Here is a 17,745-nt window from a genome sequence, read left to right as displayed (position 1 = left end):
AGGTCGCCCGCGTCGAGGCCCGCCTCGCCGGCGTCGGCGAGCGCCGCGAGCGCCGCCGCCTCCGGGTCGGCGTCGGGGTCGGCGTCCGAGGCGATCGAGAGCTCGCCGCCGTCGACGCTCCCGAAGCCCTTGCGCGCGAAGTTCGCGAGCGCGATGTCGACCTCGGGCCCGTCCAGGTCGGCCTCGCCGATGACCGCGCCCATCGAGACCGGGTCGGCGTCGGCACCCGCGTCGATACCGGCCCGGTAGAGCCGCGTCTCGGGCAGCCCCCCGTCGACGTACGTCCGTCCCTCGTCGGTGAGTTCGAGCGTCTCGTCGGTCACCGACGCGACCTCGACGAGGCCCTCGTCGGCGAGGTCGAAGGCCGCGCCCGCGACCGTCTCCGGTTTCAGGCCGATCTCCCCGCCGATCTCCGCTACCGTTCGTTCGTCCGTCGCGCTCGCGGCTTCGAGGACCGCGAGCTGTCGTTCCGTGAGTCGCATTCGAGTTGTCTCTACACGCGTGCGGCTGGTTGGTAACGGTTCCGGGACCGGGCCGCCGCGACGAACTCAGTTCTGATAAATTGAACGTCCATTTTATGTGTCGCTTCGGCGAGAGTACGGGTATGAGCAGCGTAACGCGCGAACCGAGCGACTCCGGTTCGATGTCCGAAACGGCCCGCGTCCGCCACGGCAGCGGCGGTCCCAGTCCCAGCCTCGCCGTCGTCGAGGCGATCGCCGACCTCGCCGGCGTCGAGCCGGCCGACCTGTCCGACGAGGGCGTGGTGTTGTACGAACACGTCGACCCCGACGCGCTGAACGCGATCGTCTCCGGTCGGTCCGACGCCGACGTCGACGTCTCGCTCACCGTCGCGGGCTACGACGTCCGCGTCGGTCCCGAGTCCGCCGTCGCTCGCCGCTCGCGAGAGTAATCTTTTCCACTCGTTACCGACCGAACCGCTTCCGCCCCGCTACTCCTCGTCGGCCGCGCGCTCCCGGAGCCGCGCGATCCGGTCGCCGAGCGGCGGCTGGACCTCGAACCACGTCGACCAGTCGCCGGTCTCCGGCTCGACACCGCGGCGCTCCGCGACGCGCTCGAAGGCGTCCGCGACCCGGTCCGCGCCGACCGCGTCCGCCGCGCGGCCGTCCGCCGCGTACTGGACTCGGCGGCCGGCCCAGAAGGAGACGAGCCCCACCGCGACGAGGGCGGCGAACCCGGACTCGAACGGGACGAGCGCCGTCACCACTCCCGCCAGCGCCGCCAGCACGCCCCCGACCGCGACGGCGCGGAACTCGGCGTAGTACGTCGCCACCCGTCCGGCCTCCGCCGCGAGCAGCCCGACCGCGACGTCCTCGTCGAGGTCCGTCAGCACGTCTTCGGTGAGGAACAGCACCCGCCGCCGGGGCGGCCCGCGGACGGCGACCTCCGCGGGACCGGGGGTGTTACCCGCGGCCTCGATCGCGATCCGGTCGACATCGAGTCTGCCCGGCTCCGCCAGCGCCCCGATCTGGGCGCGCTCCGCGTCCGTCGGCTCCCGGAGGTCCCGGTAGCGGTCGGCGGCGTACAGCGGTCCGACGGCGACCGCGAGCGCGGCGACGGCCCCGACGCCGAGAACGAGCGCGACCCTGATCATCGCTCTCGCGGACGGGACGGTCGCAGTAAAAGGGCCCGGTGTCGCGATGCGTTTGGAGGCCGCCACCGCGGCCGCACGCCCGTCCCCGCTCACTTCGGGACGCGCCGCGCGAGCGCCCGGATCGCCGCTGCGGCCTCGCTGTCGGGGGCGGCGGCGACGACCGGGCGCTCGGCTTCCACCGACCGCCCGACGCGCGGGTCGGCCGGGACCACTTCGACCGGTGCGCCGAGCGCGTCGCCGATCGGTCCCACCGGTGGCGGTTCGGTAACCCGGTTGACCGCGCAGCCGACCAGCCCGGCGTCGAGTTCGCGTGCGAGTTCCCGAGTCCGGATCGCGTCCGCCAGCGCGAACGCCCGCGAGGAGACGACGAGCAGGCAGGCGTCCGCGACCGCCAGCGGCACCCCGGCGTCCGCGCGCCGCCCCGCGGGGCAGTCGAGGACGGCCGTCCCGAACTCCCGCTCGACCGCGGCGACCGCCTCGCTCAGGCGGCTCAGGTCGGCCGCCCGCGCGCCGGCCAGCGTCCGCCCGCACGGGACGATGTCGACCGGCCCGCTCCGGACCGTCTCGACCGGATCCGCCGCCCCGGCGAGCACGTCGTGGAGGTCCGGCCCGCGACCGTCCGGGAGGTCTGCCATCCCGAGGTCCGCGTCGACGACGACCCCGTCGAGTCCGGCGGCGACGTTGTACGCGAGCGTCGTCTTGCCCACTCCGCCCTTTCCGCCCGCCACCGCGAGGATCACGCGAGCGCCTCCAGGGCCGCCACCGGAACGTCGCTCGCCTCGGCCCGTTCCGCCAGCGCCGCGGCCCGGTCGCGGATCGCCCGCAGGCGCTCAACGTCGGCCGCGACGCGCTCGTCGAGGTCCTCGACCGCGTCGAGACCGCCGGCCTCCTCGACGGCCTCTGTCGCCGTTGCGAGGTCGGCGTCGGTCAGCCGCTCCGCCAGCTCGATCCGGGCCTCCGCGGCCGCGAACAACGCGTCGCCCGCCGCGAGCTCCACCTCGGCAGGCCCCGTCTCGCCGGGCGTCGTGTCCCCCGCCGCCGATGATCGGTCTGACCGCTCCTCGTCCGTCGATTCGACGCCCTCGGCGTCGCGGTCGAGGTCACCCGGTTCTCCTCCGCTCTCGTCGGCTCCGTCGACCGCCCGCCGCGGCGGCCGGTGGTCGTCGAGGTCCCGCAGCGCCGCCCGCACGGCTGAATCGTCCTCCCCGTCGGCCGCACCCTCGACCGTTCCGGACGCGTCCGCGGACTCGACGTCGACGACCTCGACCGGCGGCTCGGCCCGCTCCGCGAGCGCGGCGAAGCCGAACGCCTCCTCGTCGCCCGGCCCGATCACCGCGGTCACCCCCGCCGCGTCCCACCCGGCCGCCGCCACGCCGCCCCGCCGCGGCGAGAGGACGGGGGCGTCCAGTCGGCTCTCGATCCGGACCCGTCGCGGGACCGCCCCGTCGTTCCGCACCCGGAAGCCGACGAGCGACGCACCGCCCTCGCGCTCGACGGACCAGTCCAGTTCCATGCGCCGGATCCCGCGGAATCGTTCTTAAACGTCGGGGCGGTCCGACGCCCCGCCGGCGGCCTCCCCCACGCGAACGCGCGCGGTCCGGAGCAGCGACCTCGCGCTCCGATCCGCCGCCTCGACCGCCCGCGCCGCCTCGCCGCGCAGTTCCACCGGGGAGTCGAGCGCCGCGACCCTGACCGCCGCGAGCGACGCCGCGACCGGATCGCCGTCGTACGCCTCCGGTCCCGAGCCGGCCGTGTTCGGATCGCCGCCCGGAACGACCGCGAGCGCCCGCCGGAACTCCGGGTACACCGCCTCGGCGAGTTCGCGACGGGCGGCGCACCGGCGGTTCCGGAGCCGGTCGCGGAGCCGGAGCCGTCGCCGGCGCTCATCGCGGTTCCGGGCGGCCTCGGCTCGGGCGCGTTCGAGGGCCTGTTCGGCGGCGATCGCCTCGGTCTGCGCGGCCGACAGCTCGGCCGCCGCGGTCTCCAAGTCGTCGAGCGCCGCGTCTGCGTCGGCGTCCACCGCGCGGCGCGCTCGGGCGTCGCCGCGGAGCGCCGCGACCCGTTCTTTCAGCCGCTCGATCTCGCCCGTCGTCTCCGCGACCCGTCGCCGCGCCGCGGTCAGGTCCACCGGCTCGATCTCGATCGCGGCGAGTTCCGACTCGATCTCGCTGATCTCGGCCGCCACGGACGCGGTCCGCCCCCGCGACCGCGCCGCCGCCGCGAGCTGTCGTCGGAGCCCTGCGTCGGTGGGGATCCGCCCGATCACCGCGCTCGGTTCCGGACGCTCCTCGACCGGGGCGGTCCCGTCTTTCTCGTCCGCTCCGGCGGGTCCGTCCCCCTCGTCTTCTCTGTCCCCCTCGTCTTCTCCGTCTCCCACGTCTCCCCCGTCTCTCTCGTCCCCGCGGCCGGACGCCGACGGCGTCGACCTCGCTCCGGTCACAGCTCCCGACCCCGCATCGCGTCCGGATCCGGATGGTCCGTCCCCGCGGCGAAGGCGGCGTACGGCGTCGACTTCGCGCTCCGGTCCGCGTAGGCCGCGGCGGCCTCCCGCACCGGCTCGTCGAGGGCGACGAACTCGTTGAACGGCTCGGTGCGCTCGATCTGGACGTCCCCGCCGTGCGACTCCCGCAGCCGCAGCGCGAGGAACGCAGCGTACACCGTCTCGTCGAACAGCGCGGCCCGCCCGAACCGCCGGGCGACGACCGACTCGTGGCGGCGGCACAGGTTCCGGAGACCGGTTCGGGCGGCCGCCGAGTAGGTTACGACCAACAGCACGGCCGCCGCTGGTCGATTTCGGAATTTATCTGTTCCGGACCGGAACGTTTCAGTCGCGTTCAGCGATCCCGGCGTCGTCGGGCGATCGAAGCCGCGATCCGACGGTCAAAAGCGCTCGAGGTCGAACGCCGGGCGATCGGCCTCGCCCGGCCCGTCGTCGACGCCGCTCGCCGCGAGGACGCGCTCGCGCGCGGCCGGCTCGGAGGGCGCGACGACCACGGTCCCGTCGACCGGCTCGTCACCGACCGCGCGGAACACGTCGCCGTCGCCGTCGAACTCGGTGGCGTACGTCCGGAGCACGGCCGCGACGCGCCGCTCCGTGGCCGCGAGGTCGGCGTCGCCGTCCTCGAACTCGCGGAGCGCGTCCTCGACGTTCCGTATCGCGGAGATCCGGTCCATCTACGTCGTCCGCAGGTGCCCCTGCTTCGGCTCGTACACCTCGCCCTTCGTCCGGAGTTTCTCGATCTCCTGTTCCGCCTTCCCCGGGTCCATCCCGATCTCGCCGGCGCGGTCGAGCACCTCGTCGACGGGCGCGCCCTCCTGGTACTCCTCCTCGATGTCGGCGATGAGCCCCTTGATGTTCTTGATACGGTCGCGCTGGCTCTTCGAGGTGCCCGTCTCGACCACGTCGGCGTCGAACTGGCCCGTCTCCGGGTCGACGCCGATGTCCTTGAGACACGACTCGACGATGTCGGTCGCGCGGTCCGCGTCCTCGCGCTCGACCGTGTCCGAGAGCCGGACCCGCGCGCTCGCCTCCGAGAGCCGCACCATCGCCTCCAGTTTCCGGGCGGTCACCGGAACCGGCGCGTCCTCGTCGGCCCCCTTCGAGCGGAGGTCGACGTAGAACTCCTCGATGATATCCTTCGCCTCGTCCGTCATCGTCGGGTAACAGGACCGTTTCGCGTGCGCGACGTACTTCCGGAGGAGCTCCGCGTCGATCTCGGGGGCCACCTCTTGGGTGACGGCGTCGACTTCCTCTGCGGTGAACTCCGAGGACGGGACCTCCGCCCGCTGGGTGTTGAGTTCGCCCGCGTAGTTCGTCTTGATGATGTGTTGCGCCAGCCGAGAGTCGTGTTCCGCGTCCGGACTGTCCGTCACCGTGAAGATGAGGTCGAACCGGGAGATGAGCGCGGGCTCTAAGTCGATCTGCTCTCCGATCGGCTCGTACTGGTCGAACCGGCCGTACTTCGGGTTCGCCGCGCCGAGCAGCGAGCAGCGGGCCTTGAGGGTGGCGTTGATTCCCGCCTTCGAGACGGAGATCTTCTGCTGTTCGAGCCCCTCGTGCATCGCGGAGCGGTCCGAGGAGTTGTGGGTCACCAGCCCGTTCGCGACGAAGTTGTGGGTGCCCTCGACGGTCAGGTCGTACACTTTCGGCCGTCGGCCGTCGTCGATCCGGGCCAGAAGCGACCGCAGTTCGTCCTCGACGGACTTCAGTTCCGCTGCGACCGCCTCCCGGAGGTCGCCGAGCCGATCGGTCTCGACGGCACCGGAGAGCCAGCGGGAGACGGTCGCCTGCGTCACGTCGAGCGACGACGCGACGTCGGCCTGACTGACGCCGTACGCGTCGAGCGCGGCCGACAGCTCCGCCCGCGTTTCGCCGATCGGACCCCGATCGAGCAGTTCACGAGCACGCTCCTCGGCCGTCTCCACCGGTCCCCCAATGAGGTCCGCGAGACGCTGCCGGAGTACCTCACCGCGGTGTTCGGTCGACTCCGGCGGCACCGTCTCGACCGACTCCACCCGCCGCCACTTCACGTCCCCGCGGACGAACTCGCGAAGGTCTTCGAGGTCGCTCTCGGCCACGCCCTCGACGATATCGCGAAGCCGCTCCGTCACAGTTCGTCGAACGCCGGCTTCCTCGCCCCACGCGCGGGAGATCTGCTGCTGTGACAGCGCCGTCCCCTCGGCGAGTTCGGACTGTGAAACGTGGTACCGGTGCCGCAGTTCGGCGAGCGTCTCCCACGCGGGCTCGCCGTCGAGTCGGTGACGGTCTTCGCTCGCCGTCTCGACTCGCTCCTCGAAGGCGGCGAGGATCCGCTCTGCGCGGTGGAGCGACGCGTTCGCCGCGCCGTTCTCGAAGTCGTGATACGTGACGGCGTCGATCCCGCACTCGCTCTGGTGGAGCCGGAGAGCGTCGCGACACCGCGCGAGCGTCTCGTCGATCTCCGGGACCACGTCGAGGATCGTGCGATCGCCGTCCGCGGACTCGACGACGCGATCGAGGGCCGCGGCCTTCCGGGAGGCGGTGAATCCGACGGACCGCCGGAACGCCGCCAGCGACGCCGCGTCCGTCACCGTGAGGTAGTACACGTCTCGACCGCCGTCCCGAGTACGGCGCTGTACCTGGCTTGACACGCCGAACTGTAAGAGGAGGTTCCGCGTGCCTCGCAGGAGGTCTCGGCTCGCGGAGGCCACTCGGACGTTGCCCGCGGACTCGTCAACGTGGCCCTCGCTGTCGGCCAGCGCGCGAACGAACGCGGCCTTCGCCGCGCGGCCTCCCGTCGACACCGCGGCCGGGAAGCACTTCTCGTCGTACCGGCCGAGATTCATCCCCGCGTCGAGGACGGCGTCGGCGTGTTCCTTCCCGTGGACGCGGACGGTTTCCACGCCGTCGTCTCGGCTCTCGCTCGGCGGCCGCGTCGGCTCCGCGTCGAACGCCTCCCGCGCCGCTCGCTCGAAGTCGTCCAACAGCTCGCCGTCGGCGTTGGTGAACCGAACGCCGTAGACGCCCTCGTCGCGGTCGTAGCAGACGTTGCCGTCGCCGGAGAGGTAGCCGAGTACGGTCGCCATCTCGGCGCCGACGTCCTCGTCGCCGCCGAGGAGTTCGGTCTCGGTACCGGTCGCTGCGACCGCTCCCCCGCCGTCGGCGGCCGCGGTCGGAACCTCGCGCGGGACGTACACCCAGTCGCCCTCGTCGAGCGCGGCCGCCTCGCGTTCGACTCGCTCGCCGTCGTCGAGCACGAAGAACGGGTGGTCGGCCGTCGAGCGGAGCGACTCGCCCGTCTCCATCGTCACGCGGGTCAGCTCCGAGGGGGCGTCGTACTCGTGGACGGCGGAGACGGGGCGTTCGACCAGCCGCCCGTCCTCGTCCATCGACCAGACAGCGAGGTCGACGTCGCGAACCCGGCGGCCGTTCGAGAGCTCCTCGATCTCGCCGTCTTCGGCGGCCTCCCGCGCCAGTTCGTCGATACGCTCCACGCGCCCGTCGGAGAGTGTGACCAGCGTGTCGCCCGTGACGCAGTCCATCTTGTCCAGCTCGTCTACCGCCGCAATCCCCTTGTCTGCGAGGACGAGCGCGCCGGCTTCGAGCGACCACTGCTGACCGTCGCCAAAGTCGTCTCTTACAGCTGCGGCGGTGAGGCCTGCTGCGGATGACCCCTTTCCTGAGGTATACACTGATCTCGGAGCAATGTTCTCGACATAACTGATCATCTGGCTCTTGCCAGTTCCGGGATCGCCGATAAGCAGCATATGGAGATCGCCGCGGATCCGCGAGCCGTCGGGGAGGTGTTTGGTGACGCCGGAGAACAGCTGCAGGATCATCGCGAGCTTCTCCTCCTCGTAGCCGTAGATCGCCGGCGCGATGGAGCCGACCATCGCCTCGTAGATGTCGTCGCGCTCGGAGAGCTCGATGATGTCGCGTTTGTCCGCCTCGGTGATGTCCATGTCTTCGAACTCCTCGTCCTCGATGGCGATGGAGACGCCGTCCATGTACAGATCGAAGATGGCGGACTTCTCGTTGCCCTGCTCGACCTGCTCGATGTGGAGGACGCCGACGCAGGTGACGTGGTCGCCGGGGCTCACCTCGCCGGTGATGTCGTCGACGATGTCCACGTCGAGCGACTGGGGCGTCTCGCCGCCGCGCAGGCCCTCGGGCGACTCCTGAATGCGGAGCTTCTGGGAGTCGACGAACTCGGACTGGTCGAAGTTGACGCGGAACGGGCCCTGTCGCTCACAGCCCTGACACTCGTGGGGTTCCTGGAAGCCGCCGTCGCTCTGCGGGATGTACGTCATCGTCCCGCAGCGCTGGCACTCGAAGGCGGCCTCGGTCACCTTCGGGCGCACGTCGGTCGCCTTGCGGACGATGCCCTGAACGGAGACGAGCTTGCCGATATGGTCGTCGTGGACCCGGATCCCTCGGATGTCGACGCTCTCGGGCAGGTCCTCGATCCGGACGTGCGCGCGGCCGAGGCTGACGTCGGCGGGGAGGTCGTAGAGCCGCAGCGCCTCCTCGGCGTACTCGCGCATCTGTTCGGGTTTGTTCAGGAAGTCCTCGGCGAGGTCGCGGTCGAACTGAAAGAGATCGTCGTAGGAGAGGTACAGCGAGCGCTGCTCGTTGGGGTACCGCTGCGCGAGCTGTCCGATCTCCTCGCGGTAGTAGTTCCGATAGAACTGGATGAACCGCTCCGTGAGGTCTTGGGTGGAGGCCTGTGCCATTGCGACACCACTTCGTCACCATCACGTATCAACCTCCGGTTCGGAGCGGACGTGGTCGGTCGAAGCGCGGGCGGAGCGCGGGCGCGGCGGCCGGTCGCCCCGACTACCCCCGTCCGACGAACGTCGCGTCCGCGGAGGTGCGGCCCTCGTTGAACGAGAGCACCTTCGCTCGGATCACGTCGCCGGGTTCGAGTCCGCCGGGGATGTCCTCGGTGAACACGACGAACCCCTCGACCTTCCCGACGGCGACCTCCGAGCCGGAGTGGTGGTCGGTCAGTTCCGTCACGCCGAACTCGTACGTCTCGCCGGTCTCGACGGGGGCGTCGCGCTTCTGGGCGGCCTCGTGAGCCCGTTTCGATTCGCGCGCCTCGGCGGACGGGCCGCTGAGCCGGCGGGCGAGCACGAACAGCGCGAGCAGCGCGACCGCGACCGCGACACCGAGCACGAGCGGCGACGAGGGGATCATACCCGTGCGGTCGACCGCGGTCGCCTAAACGATGTGGGTCCGCGACGGCGGTCGGCCGGGCGACCCGGACGTGCCCGCGCTCCCGCGACCGGATCCGTTCGTCGCGCTCGCATGAGAAACGCCTTTGCCCTCGAAGCCCCCCTCTCGATCCGATGCGACACAGCCGCGGTTCCCGACGACTCGCGCACGGGTGTGGTGTGCCGTGAAGGTCGCGGACGCGGTGCCGGAGTTCGCCGACGCCTTCGGCTTCGAGGAGTTCAACCGGATGCAACGCGAGGCGCTGCCGGGCATCTGGGAGACCGACCACAACGTGGTCGCGTCGGCCCCGACGGCCTCCGGGAAGACGGCGCTCGCCGAACTCGCCATCTGTAGGACCCTCTCGGAGGGCGGCACCGCCCTCTTCGTCGCGCCGCTGCGCGCGCTCACCAACGAGAAGGAGAGCGAGTGGGAGCGGTTCGAGGAGCTGGGCTACTCCGTGTACGTCGTCTCCGGCGAGCGCGACCTGAACCCGCGCCGCGCCGAGCGCGCGGACGTGCTGGTGACGACCCCCGAGAAGGCCGACAGCGCGACCCGGAAACACGACTCCGCGCGCTACTCCTTCATCACCGACGTGGACTGCGTCGTCATCGACGAGGTCCACCTGCTCGACTCGGAGAAGCGCGGCGCGGTGCTCGAAGTCACCGTCTCGCGGCTCCGCCGGCTTCAGGACCCCCGCGTCGTCGCGCTCTCGGCGACGATGCCGAACATCGACGACGTCGCCGAGTGGCTCGACGCGCCCGCGGAGACGACCTACGCCTTCGGCGACGAGTACCGCCCGGTCGATCTGGAGACCGGCGTGAAGACCTACTCGCACGGCTCGAACGCGTTCGCCGACAAGTACCGCCGGCTCTACCGCGCGCTCGACCTGGCCGAGCCGCACGTCCGCGAGGACGGGCAGGCGCTCGTGTTCGTCTCCTCGCGGCAGGACACGGTTCAGGCGGCGAAGAAAGCCCGAGACGAGATCACGGAACGGGACATCCCGATCGACTCGCGGGACGACTACGACTTCCACAACGAGGCGAAGGAACTGACGAACGACACGCTCCGACAGTCGGTCACCGACGGCGTCGGCTTCCACCACGCGGGCCTCGGGAAGGACGACCGCGACCGCGTCGAGGAGTGGTTCAAGCAGGGGAAGATCAAGTTCCTCTTCTCGACGTCGACGCTCGCGTGGGGGGTGAACCTCCCCGCGCGCTGCGTCGTCATCCGCGACACGAAGTACCACGACCCGCTGGAGGGCGAGACCGACATCTCGCCGCTCGACGTGCTCCAGATGCTCGGGCGCGCCGGCCGCCCGGAGTACGACGACGTGGGGTACGGCTGGGTGGTCTGCGACCGCGGCGACGCGGACAAGTATCGGAAACTGCTGCGCGAGGGCAAGGCGATCGAGTCGCGGCTCGCCGCCGACCTCGAGTCGCACCTCAACGCCGAGATCGCGATGGGGACGATCCGCGGGTTGGAGGACGTGATGGCGTGGCTGGAGACGACCTTCTACTACGTCCGCGCGCAGTCGCAGCCGGAAGCGTACGAGTTCTCCACGCTCCGCGACCGAGTGCGCGACACGCTCGAATCGCTCGTCGACGACGGGTTCGTCGCGGCCGACGACGCCCTCGCCATCGAGCCGACGGGGCTGGGACGGCTCGCCTCGAAGTACTACCTCCGACTCGACACCGCCCGCCGCTTCCGGCGGCTCGCCGACCGCGAGACGCTGACGGCCGACGCGGTGTTGGAGACCGTCGCGTCCGCCGGCGAGTTCGACTCGGTGTCGGCGCGCTCGGCCGAGGCGGACGCGGTCGACCGGATCCTCGACGGCCGCGACACCGACCTCGAAGACGGCCACCGCAAGGTGTTCGCCATCCTGCTCGCCGGGATGGCCGACTCGATCCCCTCGGACCTGCGCTCGGACGCGTGGGTGATCCGGCAGAACGCGCTCCGCCTGCTCGCCGCGCTCGCGGAGTTCCTCGACCGCTTCGCCGGCCCCCGCGCCGCCAACCTCGCCCGCCGCGTCGAGGCGCGCGTCGAACACGGCGTCTCCCGCGAGGCGGTCGCGCTCACCGCGGTCGAGGGGGTCGGCTCCGGCCGCGCCGAGCGCCTCGCGGACGCCGGGCTCACCTCCCCCGCCGACGTCGTCGACGCCGGTCCGGAGGCGCTCGCCGGGGCCGGCCTGAGCGACTCCGTCGCCGAGCGGATCGTCGACGCGGCCCGCGACTGTCCCCGGATCGACGTCGACTGGGGCGACTTCCCGGACGCCATCGCAGTCGGCGAAAACGAGATGTGCGAGGTCGCGGTTTCGACCGTTTCGGGGAGCGCTCGCACGGGGATCCGCGTCACCGTCAACGACGTGGAGATGACCGCGACGACGACCTACCTCGACGGCGAGACGACGGTCCCGGTCGGCGTGTTCGGCCCCCCTGACGCCGACGAACTGGAGTTCGTCGTCGAGGTCGTCTTCCCCGATCTCCCGCTGTTGCCCGTCACGGCGACGCGGACGGTTCGAGTTGAGTAGGACGGACGTCTCCCCGAGGTGAGAGTGGATGTCCCTTATAAATCGAACGCGGTGGCGCGTGCCTCCGAGCGCCCTCTTAAGGGCGCGAGGAGCGTCGCGCGAGGGAGTCGGCCGCCGGAGCGAAGCGACGGCGGCCGACGAGGCTGGGGAGGCGCGAGGTGCGGTTGCGGTGCGGGGGCGGGACTCGAAGGGGCAGTCGCGAGGCGGGCAGAGGCGACGTAAGCACCGCAACGAGGGAGCGACGCGACCGAGTGAGGAGCGCAGCGAGCGTGCGCCCGCCTCGCGGCTGGGGCTTCGGCGGTAGTCGTGTCGCTCGGTGGTTTATAGGTAAAGCCAGTAACGTAGGGCCGAGCGGCTGGGGCTTCGGCGGTGTTTGTGTCGCTCGGTGATTTATAAGGAAAACCAGCGACGTAGGGCCTCGCGGCCGGGGCTTCGGAGGTGTTCGTGCCGGTCGGTGATGTATAAACGGCTACGTACGGTCGAGCGATCGGAACGACGATCCCGGGGTCATCCGACGTTTCCCCGCCCCACATCCCGTATAAACCCCCGATCCGACCGCTTAACCCCGATTCCGCGACCACCCCTCCCATGCCGCAACGACTCCGCGTGCTGGCCGGCGACTGCGACGTGACCGACCGCGGCGACCGGACCCGCACTCACCGCGGCCGCGTCGTGATACTGATAAAGCCCGACGACACCACGCTCGTCCACGACGCCGACGGCTACCAGCCGGTCGCGTGGCTCACCCGCCCCGAGAGCGTCGTCGTCGAGGGCGACGGCGACGGGTTCACCGTCACCGCCCGCGACGGCTCCCGGGAACTCCGCGTGGTCGCCCGGGAGGCGACCGCGAGCCGGGCGCTCCCCGTCACCGAGGCGGGCGTGCCGGTCGGGACCTGTCCCGACGACGGCGGGCCGCTCGTGCGCTCGCGCGGCGACGTGGCCTGTCTCGACTGCGAGATGCGGTGGGGACTCCCGGCCGGCGCGAGCGTCACGGACGCGACCTGCGACGACTGCGGCCTGCCGAAGGTGCGCGTCGAGCGCGGCGAGCCGTTCCACCTCTGTCTCGACCCCGCCTGCGACCCCCTCGAAGAGGCCGTCAGCGACCGCTTCGACCGCGCGTGGCCCTGCCCGGACTGCGACGGCGACCTCGCCGTCCGGTACGCGCCCGGCCGCGTCTACCTCGCCTGCGAGCGCGACGACTGCGAGACCACGTTCTCGTTCCCGGCCGGCGTCGTCGTCGACGAGTGCGACTGCGGGCTCCCCGTCTTCGAGACGGCCGCCGGGCGGAGCTGTCTGGACGGAAGCTGTAAGATCGAGGGCCACGCGGCGAGGAAAAGCGCAGACGCCGAGTGAGTCGGGTTACTCCGCGAGCTGTTCGCGGCCCGGCGCGATGAGCCGGTCGAGGTACTCCGCGAGCGCGCCCTTCGCGTCCGCGGGGTGGAGCTCGCCGGACTCCAAGTCCGCCTCCAAGTCGTCGTAGCCGTCGTACTCTAAGTCCCCGCCGTACTCCTCCGGGCGCTCGACGACGACCGAGTCGAACCGCGGGAACACGTGGTACTCGAACACCTGGAGGACGGGGTTCTCGCGCTCGACGCCGTCCTCGGTCGGCTCGGGGTCGGCCGTCGGCGGGCAGTAGGCGTCGTTCACCTTCGACTCGATGTCCCCGCGGGAGTCCTCCATCGAGATGGTGACCCCCTCGCTGGAAGACATCTTCCCGCGGCCGGTTCCGAGGTCGGCGATGAGCGGGGTGTGGAGGCTCGTCGGCGGCTCGCGGTCGATGCTCGGGAGCACGTCGCGCGCGAGCATGTGGACCTTGCGCTGCTCCATCCCGCCGACCGCGAGGTCGACGCCGAGGTACGGGATGTCGAGCGCCTGCATCAGCGGGTAGACGGCCTGCGACACCTTCACCGAGTCGCCCGAGCTGATCTCGGCCATCGCTCGCTCCGCCCGCGCGAGCGTCGTCTCCAACTCGAGCGCGTGGAGGTCGAGGGTGTAGTCGTCGTCGAGCTGGAAGTCGGAGCCGAGGACGAACTGCGTGTTCGACTCGTCGAGCCCGTACGCGATGAACTGGTCGCGCATCCGCTCGGCGGTGTGCCGGATCTCCTCGAACGAGCCCTTGTCGTTGAGGTAGGCGTGGACGTCGGCCAGAAGAACCGTCACCTCGAAGCCCGCCTCCTGGAGGTCGATGAGCTTGTTCGCGGTGAGCATGTGACCGATGTGGAGCACGCCCGAGGGCTCGTAGCCGACGTACGCCCGCTTGCCCTCGGGGTCGTCGGCCAGCGCCTCGATCTCCGCCTCGGTGACCACCTCGGCCGCGTTCCGGGTGATCAGCTCGTGAGCGTCCATACCTGCGAGTGTGCGTTCCCGGACATATGACTTCTGGAAGCGTGTTGTGCCGGCCCACGCGGCCCGAGCGCGACGGCGTCGGTTCGGCGGGGCGGCTACTCCTCAGTCTCCGGGAGCGTCCGCCCCGCGCGGTGTTCGGAGATGATACGGTCGATCCGCTCGGCCTTCTCGTCGCGCCGGCGCTCCTCGGCGCGCTCCTCCCAGTCGTCGACGGCGGCGGCGAGGTCGTCCTCGCTCGCGACCGCCAGCTCGTCCACCTCTCGGACGGGCACCGCGTCGGCCGGCACGACGGGTATCGCCCGCTCGAACAGCACCTCGTCGGCCACGTCCGAGAGGTTCCCCTCGCCGCGGATCACGGCCCGCGGCTCCGCCTCGGCGAGCCACTCCGCGGTCCGCCGGCCCGCCCCGGACGCGTCCCGGAGGTAGACCACGTCGCCCGCGACGAGCCCGTACGCCTCGTCGGCGGCGTCGAGCGCGTCGAGCGTGAACTGCTCGACGACCTTCACGCTCACCAGCCCCTGCCCCTCGGCCACGTCGCCGAAGTTCGAGTGGTCGAGCCGCCACAGCTCCTTCAGCGTCTCCACCTTCCGTTCGAGGTCCGCGACGCGCTCCTGCGCCTCGTCGCGCTCGCGCTCCAACCGGTCCGTCTCGCGCTCCAGCCGCGAGACCGCCCGCCGCGTCCGCGCCTCGATGCGCTCCTCGCGCTTCGCCTCCTCCAGCTCGGACTCCAGCTCCGCGATCCGGTCGTCGCGCTCGTCGAGGTCGTCCTCCAGCGACTCGGCGTGCGACTCCAGCCGGTCGACGCGCTCGCGGAGCCGCCGGATCGTCTCCTCCTCCTCGCTGCGCTCCGGCTCCGTGGGGTCGGTCTCGTCGTCGCCGTCGCCGCTCCCGCCGCCGTCGCCACCGTCGTCCTCGCTCAGGTCCTCGATGACGGCCTCGACCGAGGAGCCGCCGGCGACGACGCCGGCGATCACCGCCCCGCGGTCGAGCCGCGGCGGGGTCTTCGCCGCGATCCGCTCGAACTGGTCCTCGTGGTCGTCGTACGCGTACAGCGCGGCGGCCAGCGCGTCCCGCTCGTGGTCGTTGTCGTAGCTCGCCTCGCGGGTGCGGTGGAGCTTCTCGTCGACCGGGAGGTCCGTGGTGGGCCGCCAGCCCGCCGCGTCGAACGACCGCCGGAACTTCTCGACCGTCTCCGGCATCGGCTCCACGTCGGCGGCGACGATGATCGGTCGCCCCTGCTCGACGATCCACTCGGTCACCTCGGCGGTGTCGCCGGTCCGCGAGGAGTACAGCGCGTGGACGGTGCCGTCGAGGCCGACGACCGCGGCCGCGGTGGTGGTGCCGGGGTCGATCCCGACGATGACGCGGTCGCGCCGCTTCACCAGCGGCTCGTACTCGATGCCGTCGCGGCGCTCGCGCTCGACCTCGACGCGCACGTCGCCGGCGCGCGAGTTCGAGACCGGGATCTCCTCCGGACGGGCCTCGACGGTGAACGTCGCGTTCGCGTAGCCGCCGTACTTCTCGGTCACGTCGCGCTCGAACGAGAGGTTCGCCTCCTTCAGCTTCGACTGGACCTGCCGCGTCCGCTTCCGGACGTTGCCGTGGATCCGCCGGGTGTAGCGGTCCTGACTCCACCCGCCCTTCCCGGTGGAGCGCCCCCGGGACACCTTCACCGTCGTCTCGTCGGTGAACGCGGTCACCTCGTGGCCGACGTTGGCGGCCGCGAGCCGGGCCGACGCCTCCGCCTCCTTCATCGGCTCCTTGCCGTAGGGGATCCCGTGTCGGGAGGCGACCCGCGAGAGCGGCTCCGGACGCTCCGCGCCGGTCACCTGAACCAGTCGGGTGCCGTCCGGCAGCGACCGGAGGAACCCCACCAGCTCGTTTTTGTCCGCCGCCAGCTCGTAGGCGTTGTCGGTGGCGACGTAGAGGGGCTCGCGGTCGTCGATCAGCCGGCAGAGCTTCCGGAAGGAGACGACGTCGCGGGTGACCCGGGCCATCGGCCCGTCGGCGTCGGGCGCGTCCGGGTCGTCCTCGTCGACGGGGTCTAAGATGACGAGGGCGTAGGAGGGACTGTCGCCGCGGACGTCGCCGCTGTGGACGTCGACGCCGAACACCGGCCGGTCGCGGGCGCGGATGGTCCGGGTTGTCACGTACCGAGATAGGTCGTTGCGGCGTATATACCCCACGCCGGGTGACGTGGCCGGCCGGCGTCGAGCGGGGGAGTAGACGGGCCGGCGTCGAGCGGGGGAGTAGACGGGCCGGCGTCGAGCGGCCGAGCGGTCAGAACACGCCGGTGTCTTCCTCGACCCCTCGGCGACCGCCGATGACCCGCGGCGTCCCGCCGGTCTGGATGATGTTGAACGCGGTCATCAGGTCGGACCGCGAGATGAGGCCGACGAGCTCGCCGTCGCCGTCGACGACGGGCAGTCGCCCGACGCCGTGTTCCTGCATGGTCTGGAGCGCGGTCAGCGCGTCGGCCTCGGGGGCCGCGGCGACGACGTCGGTCGCCATCACGTCGTCGACGCGGTAGGCGTCGCGCTCGACCTCGCGGATCGACCGCGCGTCTTCGAGGGTGACCATCCCGACGAGTTCGTCGCCGTCGATGACGGGGTAGCCCGTGTGCCGTTCCTCGAACATCCGGCTCATCAGCTCCGCGACCGAGGCGTCCCCGCTCACCGTGTGGAGATCCTCGCGGGGGGTCATCACGTCGCCGACCGTCACGTCCTCGAAGGCGGCCTTCAGCGTCGTCTGTTGGGCCTCGCCGGAGGCGGCGATGTAGACGAAGAAGGCGAGGACGATGAGCAGCAGTTGCCCCGTGAACAGGCCAAAGATCCCCATCAGGAACGCGAACACCTTTCCCACGGAGGCGGCCCGCTGGGTCGCCTGCGCGTGCGGCTGGTTCCGCGCGAGGAGCGCCCGGAGGACGCGCCCCCCGTCCATCGGGAACGCGGGGAGCATGTTGAACACGGCGAGGACGACGTTCAAGAGCGCGAGGTAGCCGAAGACGAAGAGCGCGGCGTTCACCCCGACGGAGGCCCCCGCCCCGGCGGGCAGGGCGAAGACGACCGCGTAACAGGCGATCCCGACTCCGACGCTGACCAGCGGGCCGGCGATCGCGATCCAGAACTCGTGTTTCCAGTCCTCGGGGAACTCCTCGAAGCTGGCGAGGCCGCCGAGCAGCCAGAGGGTGATCGACTCGATCTCGTACCCGTAGCGCATCGCGACCAGCGAGTGGCCGAACTCGTGGAGCAGCACCCCGACGAACAGCCCGATGGCGGCCGCCAGCCCGAGGAACCACGGCGCGGGCCCCGACGCGAGCACGGCCGCGTCGACCCCGAGTCCCGCGGCCTCGTTCATCACCTCGACGATCGTTCCGACCTGCTGCCCGATGAGGTACGCGAACAGCGGTAAGACGAACAGAAACGTCCAGTTGAGCCTGATCGGAATCCCGAACGCGCTCCCGATCTTGATTCCACGCATGCCAGCGGGTTCGGCCGGTGATCGGTTAAGTAACGGGGTTCACCCGGCGATCAGTCACCTCGCGGACCCCTGCCGGTCGGTTAA

Annotated in this window: 14 protein-coding genes and 1 pseudogene; 3 read left to right on the top strand and 12 right to left on the bottom strand. The window is 71.3% G+C overall.

Going from position 1 to position 17,745, the window contains the following annotated elements; genetic code table 11:
• Positions 1-482, bottom strand: a pseudogene (locus C472_RS06520) (phenylalanine--tRNA ligase subunit alpha); the annotation flags it as partial.
• A gap of 122 nt (positions 483-604) precedes the next feature.
• On the opposite strand from C472_RS06520, the gene C472_RS06515 reads away from it, so the two are divergent.
• Positions 605-910 carry a HalOD1 output domain-containing protein gene (locus tag C472_RS06515; protein WP_049906385.1) on the top strand — a complete coding sequence of 102 codons (306 nt, stop codon included), beginning with the start codon at positions 605-607 and terminating at the stop codon, positions 908-910.
• A 39-nt stretch (positions 911-949) separates the two neighbouring features.
• Here C472_RS06515 and C472_RS06510 read toward each other — a convergent pair whose 3' ends face one another.
• The 8 genes from C472_RS06510 to C472_RS06475 all read right to left on the bottom strand — a co-directional run bounded on the left by C472_RS06510 (position 950) and on the right by C472_RS06475 (position 9,290).
• On the bottom strand, positions 950-1,612 hold the full coding sequence (locus C472_RS06510; protein WP_006629014.1) for a hypothetical protein: 663 nt from the start codon (positions 1,610-1,612) through the stop codon (positions 950-952).
• Between the two features lie 89 nt (positions 1,613-1,701).
• Positions 1,702-2,352, bottom strand: a complete 651-nt coding sequence (locus tag C472_RS06505; protein WP_006629013.1) for a nucleotide-binding protein — start codon at positions 2,350-2,352, stop codon at positions 1,702-1,704.
• Positions 2,349-3,125 (bottom strand): DUF7857 domain-containing protein, encoded by a 777-nt coding sequence (locus tag C472_RS06500; RefSeq protein WP_006629012.1) that lies wholly within the window; start codon positions 3,123-3,125, stop codon positions 2,349-2,351. Before C472_RS06500 ends, C472_RS06505 begins: the two co-directional genes overlap by 4 nt.
• Before the next feature lie 24 nt (positions 3,126-3,149).
• Positions 3,150-4,052 carry a DUF7856 family protein gene (locus C472_RS06495; RefSeq protein ID WP_006629011.1) on the bottom strand — a complete coding sequence of 301 codons (903 nt, stop codon included), beginning with the start codon at positions 4,050-4,052 and terminating at the stop codon, positions 3,150-3,152.
• On the bottom strand, positions 4,049-4,387 hold the full coding sequence (locus C472_RS06490) for a DUF7855 family protein (RefSeq protein ID WP_006629010.1): 339 nt from the start codon (positions 4,385-4,387) through the stop codon (positions 4,049-4,051). Before C472_RS06490 ends, C472_RS06495 begins: the two co-directional genes overlap by 4 nt.
• 105 nt (positions 4,388-4,492) lie before the next feature.
• Positions 4,493-4,786: a DUF7854 family protein gene (locus C472_RS06485; RefSeq protein WP_006629009.1), complete on the bottom strand. Its 294-nt coding sequence runs from the start codon at positions 4,784-4,786 to the stop codon at positions 4,493-4,495.
• A complete protein-coding gene (locus tag C472_RS06480) occupies positions 4,787-8,824 on the bottom strand; it encodes an LAGLIDADG family homing endonuclease (protein WP_006629008.1) in 4,038 nt (1,345 codons plus the stop codon).
• A gap of 103 nt (positions 8,825-8,927) precedes the next feature.
• Positions 8,928-9,290 carry a TRAM domain-containing protein gene (locus C472_RS06475; RefSeq protein ID WP_006629007.1) on the bottom strand — a complete coding sequence of 121 codons (363 nt, stop codon included), beginning with the start codon at positions 9,288-9,290 and terminating at the stop codon, positions 8,928-8,930.
• Positions 9,291-9,492: 202 nt separating this feature from the next.
• Between C472_RS06475 and C472_RS06470 the strand changes: the two genes are divergently transcribed.
• Positions 9,493-11,835 carry a DEAD/DEAH box helicase gene (locus C472_RS06470; protein WP_006629006.1) on the top strand — a complete coding sequence of 781 codons (2,343 nt, stop codon included), beginning with the start codon at positions 9,493-9,495 and terminating at the stop codon, positions 11,833-11,835.
• Positions 11,836-12,423: 588 nt separating this feature from the next.
• Entirely contained in the window at positions 12,424-13,188 is a 765-nt protein-coding gene (locus C472_RS06465; protein ID WP_006629005.1) for an endonuclease NucS domain-containing protein, read from the top strand.
• 6 nt (positions 13,189-13,194) lie between these two features.
• Here the strand turns inward: C472_RS06465 and C472_RS06460 are convergent, their stop codons facing one another.
• From C472_RS06460 to C472_RS06450, 3 genes are all read right to left on the bottom strand, one after another.
• Positions 13,195-14,181: a tyrosine--tRNA ligase gene (locus tag C472_RS06460; protein ID WP_006629004.1), complete on the bottom strand. Its 987-nt coding sequence runs from the start codon at positions 14,179-14,181 to the stop codon at positions 13,195-13,197.
• Between the two features lie 95 nt (positions 14,182-14,276).
• Positions 14,277-16,331: a DUF460 domain-containing protein gene (locus tag C472_RS06455; protein ID WP_006629003.1), complete on the bottom strand. Its 2,055-nt coding sequence runs from the start codon at positions 16,329-16,331 to the stop codon at positions 14,277-14,279.
• Between the two features lie 130 nt (positions 16,332-16,461).
• Positions 16,462-17,661 carry a CBS domain-containing protein gene (locus C472_RS06450; protein ID WP_006629002.1) on the bottom strand — a complete coding sequence of 400 codons (1,200 nt, stop codon included), beginning with the start codon at positions 17,659-17,661 and terminating at the stop codon, positions 16,462-16,464.
• Positions 17,662-17,745 lie beyond the last annotated feature (84 nt).

The organism is Halorubrum tebenquichense DSM 14210 (genome assembly GCF_000337415.1).
Taxonomy (GTDB): domain Archaea; phylum Halobacteriota; class Halobacteria; order Halobacteriales; family Haloferacaceae; genus Halorubrum; species Halorubrum tebenquichense.
Note: the sequence above shows the minus strand (reverse complement) of the source record. Positions and strands in the feature narration are given on the sequence as shown.